The 2,287-nt window shown below is 58.6% G+C and carries 2 protein-coding genes; one reads left to right on the top strand and one right to left on the bottom strand.

Going from position 1 to position 2,287, the window contains the following annotated elements:
- The first annotated feature begins 1,021 nt into the window (after positions 1-1,021).
- Complete coding sequence (locus XH98_RS13025; RefSeq protein WP_271618825.1) at positions 1,022-1,201, top strand: hypothetical protein; 180 nt, start codon at positions 1,022-1,024, stop codon at positions 1,199-1,201.
- Between the two features lie 809 nt (positions 1,202-2,010).
- Here XH98_RS13025 and XH98_RS13015 read toward each other — a convergent pair.
- Positions 2,011-2,287: hypothetical protein (locus tag XH98_RS13015; protein WP_271618824.1), on the bottom strand; the 277-nt coding region annotated here is incomplete at its 5' end.

Below are 2,287 nucleotides of genomic sequence, written 5' to 3'. Positions count from 1 at the left end.
GGCAGGCTGTGAGCGGTAGGAACGTGCGCGTCCAGTGTGCGGTTTTTAGCTACCTCGCCGCAGAAGCAGCGCGCAACCCCTTCCGCCGTTGTGTGGGAAGCGGCAACGCTAGATCATGCATTCGGTTCTTCCATACAGTCCAATCGCGCTGGCGGCGCCAAGCCTCGTAATCGGCTTCGGTGCGAGTAGCAGCCAACTCATCCCAGGCGGCTTGGAAGCCGGCGCGGGCGCCGTCGAAGATTTCGGCGATACCATTTCGATGATCGCCCGGGTCAATGCCGGATAGAAACCGCAGGACCATCCCCATTGCGGGGCCGAATTGGGAAGGCCAGCGCGGAGGCCGCTCACGCCAACCCTGACGTCGCCGAAATAGATCAGCCACGTTTCGCAATGAGGATCGTCCCTGCTTCGGCGGCAGGTGAGGGCGGGCATGCCGCCATCAAAGCGAATGGGTGCCACTCGTAAATTGTCAATTCATTGGGCCTCGTACCAATCCCGTACCACTGTCGGTCGTGGGTGTGGACAACCCGAGGGGAACAAGGACGAGGTCTCTGTTACGAGCACGATGGCCGGCGGTCATCACCGCCGGCCATCGCTTGCGCTACCTCGGCTTGGGGGGTGTTGGGGCAGCGCTGACCGCAAGGCTGCCGAATTCCAATTAACAGTCCGCTAACCAATTCGGGCGAGCTATGGACCTTTCGTCGGCAACAAGGCGGCAGCTTGTGCTGCTGTCCGTTCTTGGTTGAGCACGAACAGGCGCGCGATCGCCTCCTCCTCCGAAATGCCAGCAGCCCAGCCATGGCGGGGCGACCGCCGCGTCGAGATCGGCGAGCTTGAGGAAATACCAGCGATGAGTATCTGGGCACCAAAGCCTACAGGGAGTGCTGAGATCGCATAGCAATCGCTTTTTCCATGGTTCGATTCACGAGCAACACAAGATCGATTGCGCCTCTACGACTCCATACTAACGCAAGTGTTCCTATGTGCCGGGCGCGCTTCTTGGTCCTGGAGGAGTTTCGAGATGGGCGACGTTCTGGAGGCGGACGAAGGCGCCATCCATTCCACGCTGGTGGCAATCTCCTTGCTGGCCGATACGACAAGGTTCTCCGCGTGGTGGCGTTCAACCCAGCAGAGGCTGAAAGCTGCGGCGTTTGTTCAGCTCATCGACGAAGCCGTGCCGTTCACAACTGCCGCGAGTTAGGTCGGTGCTCGAGGCAGTTCAGCGCGTTGGTGTGCGAGCCAACGATCTCCACCTTGATAGCCGCCCATGGTAGCCAACGAACTCCGCCAAGCCGACGTCTTCACCGACCTCGACGAATCTCAAAGCTAGGATCGCTGGCACGGACAGCACCGCGCCTCTCGCGAGGGTGACGCGCTAACGTCCGTATCAGGTGCCGGGCACCGTGGAAGGATGTTCGAGGGGCGCTGAGAGCCATTTGCCCAGTTCAACGTCCAGGAGCCGATCTACCATCTCAATCGGTATAAGCGCCTCGTCGCTCCGTTTCCGCGGTCTCGTTTGAGGCCAAGCAACGTCTTGCTCGTTCGATCTGTGCATCGGTAGCGCCGTGATTACGGGCGTACATCTCAGCCACTGACGCCGAATATTTCGCGACGTAGTATCTGACCTCGCTGCAAGAGATGCGCGCCGTGGGTCTGTGGTGTCGCGAAGCGAAGGCTTCGGACCCCAAGGGAATCAGCAACAACGCAACAGTGACCCCCGCCCGTACGTTCATCCTCGCCGTCCCCTATATTGTGTTTGGGTTGTCGAGAGAGCAGGCCTGAATCGTGCAGACGACGCAAATTAACAATCGTGCGCTGGTGCAAAGTGCCGTGAGACTGTTGCTCCAATGCCGCGGTGCTGGCACGTCATAAAGCGATTGGACGCGAGGCTTCTAACAATGTCAAAGGAGCAAATTCGATCGTCGCCTTTCAGCGGCCAGCCTAGTTATGACCGCCGAAGAACCGGGCTCCTTGAGCCGCCGAACTAAGCCATCGCGCACGGGCGGAAAACTACTGTCGAGATATCGGTGGGACGACCGTTGCAAACACCGTAGCTAATGTTCTGAGGCACAAGAAAAGTGCCGTTGAATCAACGAGTTGACAAGACCCCCCTTCCGCCAGTAAGTTCTTGATATCAAAAAAATCTTTTTTGAAATTCGTTTTCCATCGCCTTCTGAACAATGAGCGAACTGGACCCAATCGCCCTAAGGGGCAAGAAAGCCCTTCGCCAAGGTGTTTAGCGTCGTCGCGATTGACGCGTCGGCCTGCTTCGATCGCTTCCGCTTCG

The organism is Bradyrhizobium sp. CCBAU 51745 (assembly GCF_028128715.1).
Taxonomy (GTDB): domain Bacteria; phylum Pseudomonadota; class Alphaproteobacteria; order Rhizobiales; family Xanthobacteraceae; genus Bradyrhizobium; species Bradyrhizobium manausense.
The sequence above is the reverse complement of the archived record's forward strand: the minus strand, read 5'-3'. Positions and strand labels throughout refer to the sequence as shown.

Excerpts from the sequence above, each read along its gene's own strand:
- XH98_RS13025 (WP_271618825.1), top strand. The coding sequence starts at position 1,022 with ATGGGCGACGTTCTGGAGGCGGACGAAGGCGCCATCCATTCCACGCTG.